The 2,079-nt window shown below is 37.0% G+C and carries 2 protein-coding genes; both read left to right on the top strand.

Annotated elements, in window-relative coordinates:
• Positions 1-925 (top strand): M12 family metallopeptidase (locus ACNKXV_RS00690; RefSeq protein WP_417905778.1); only part of this gene is annotated, 925 nt, incomplete at its 5' end.
• 223 nt (positions 926-1,148) lie between these two features.
• Positions 1,149-2,079, top strand: a 931-nt coding sequence (locus tag ACNKXV_RS00685; RefSeq protein WP_417905777.1) for a M12 family metallopeptidase, incomplete at its 3' end; no start/stop codon positions are given.

The raw sequence follows: 2,079 nt of genomic DNA, 5'->3' as shown, positions 1-2,079 counted from the left end.
AATTGATGACGGATTAACCGAAATAGCGTACCCCAACGCTAAAGGTTCTCAAATAGACGTCTATTACACCGGAATGAAGATGCCGGTAGAGAACGTAAATGGAAAGTATATCTATCAGGGAGATATTATTATCCCTAGAGGGAAAGCTTCTAAAAGTCCTGTGAAGCTTGTTTATGAAAAAGGTGAGGAGCCGCAAAATAAGAGTGTGGGACGAACCTCAGCCTACTGGACAGACAATACTGTATATTATGATGTAGACCCAAATTTGCCTAATTCGAACCGTGTTTATGATGCTATTAATCACTGGAAAGCAAATACTAATCTGGATTTCGTTAAAAGAACAGGCCAATCCAACTACATCTATTTTACACCAGGTTCTGGGTGCTCTTCCTATGTTGGGATGGTAGGTGGAAGACAGAATATAACTCTGGCTGATGCCTGTTCTACAGGGAATACCATTCATGAAATTGGCCACGCTATAGGTTTATGGCATGAACAAAGCCGTGTAGATAGAGATAATCATATAACTATTCACTGGAATAATATCCAAAGCGGAAGAGAGTATAATTTTGAAACCTATACCAGTGCTGGATATGATGGTGAAGAATTTACTACTAATCTGGACTTTGGTTCTATAATGATGTATAGTCCTTATTCTTTCTCAAGCAATGGAAATCCAACCATTACAAGAAAAGATGGATCCTTGTATTCTGTACAAAGAAATGCTTTATCTAGTGGGGATATTGAGGGTGCAAATTCAATGTATCCCACAGGCAGTGAGTCTACTGAAACAAATTATATAAATGGTCAATATTATACTATAAATGGCCTTACTGTAATGCATTATTACGGATACTGGTACTACCAAAGCCGATATGGGCTGAAACGAGTGGAACTTATTCAAGGAAATTGGTACTATGTGTAAATTTATGATAACCCATTCTTCGATGGAATGGGTTATTTTAATGTGTGAACAAATTGTTAAAAATCACACTTGTTGTAGACAAATTACCCAACTATTCTAAATCATTAAAATTCGTTTTTTCGACAAAAAGTTAAATTTTATCGATATAAGGTTAAATGTGTTTAAAGCCCGAAACCCTATAAACCTGATTCGTTGAAAATTCATAAAATTTAAAACCCTACTTATGAAAAACTTAAAATTATTATTAGCCTTTCTGCTATTGACTTTTATAGCTTGTAGTGAAGATTCTGTTTCAGACCTTAATGAAGAAACAACCGTAGAATCTCATAAAGTTTATGATTCAAATACAGAAATTGCTTTTCCGGAGGAATATGGAGAAGTAACTGATATCTATTTCGCCGGAATGAAAATGCCGGTAGAATTAATTAATAATAAATATGTATACCAGGGCGACATATTTTTGCCTGAAGAATATGTATCGAAAACTTCTGTTGATTTGATCCTGGAAGCAGATGCTAATATTCCGGAGGAAAACAAGAGTGTTGGAAGAACAAGTTTTTTCTGGCCAGACAATACTGTTTATTATGAGGTCGACCCTTCTCTTGGCAATCAGCAAAGAGTAATGGATGCAATCGCTCATTGGGAATCAAACACAGCTGTAAAATTCATTGAACGATCTTCTGAATCCAATTATGTTTATTTTACTCCTGGATCTGGATGTTCTTCGTACGTGGGAATGGTTGGTGGAAGACAGCCAATTACCCTTGCTGATGCTTGTTCCACCGGGAATACCATCCATGAAATTGGTCACGCCTTAGGTTTATGGCATGAACAGAGCAGAGCCGACAGAGATGAAACTATTACAGTTCACTACAATAATATTCTTAGTGGAAGAGAACATAATTTTTACACTTATGAAGAAGCCGGATGGGACGGTGCTGAATATACCGCAGGTTTAGATCTTGGCTCCATTATGATGTATAGTTCATATGCTTTCTCTTCAAATGGACAACCAACAATTACCAGAGTAAACGGATCTACATTTTCTGTACAGCGTTCTCAACTCTCTTCAGGTGATATTGAAGGAATAGGGGTTATGTACCCGGGTGAAACAACTACTCCTTCCAATCCAGATTCTGGATCTGGTACTACCA

Source organism: Christiangramia aquimixticola, assembly GCF_048285835.1.
GTDB lineage: Bacteria > Bacteroidota > Bacteroidia > Flavobacteriales > Flavobacteriaceae > Christiangramia > Christiangramia aquimixticola.
This window is presented reverse-complemented; position numbering and strand designations above follow the sequence as displayed.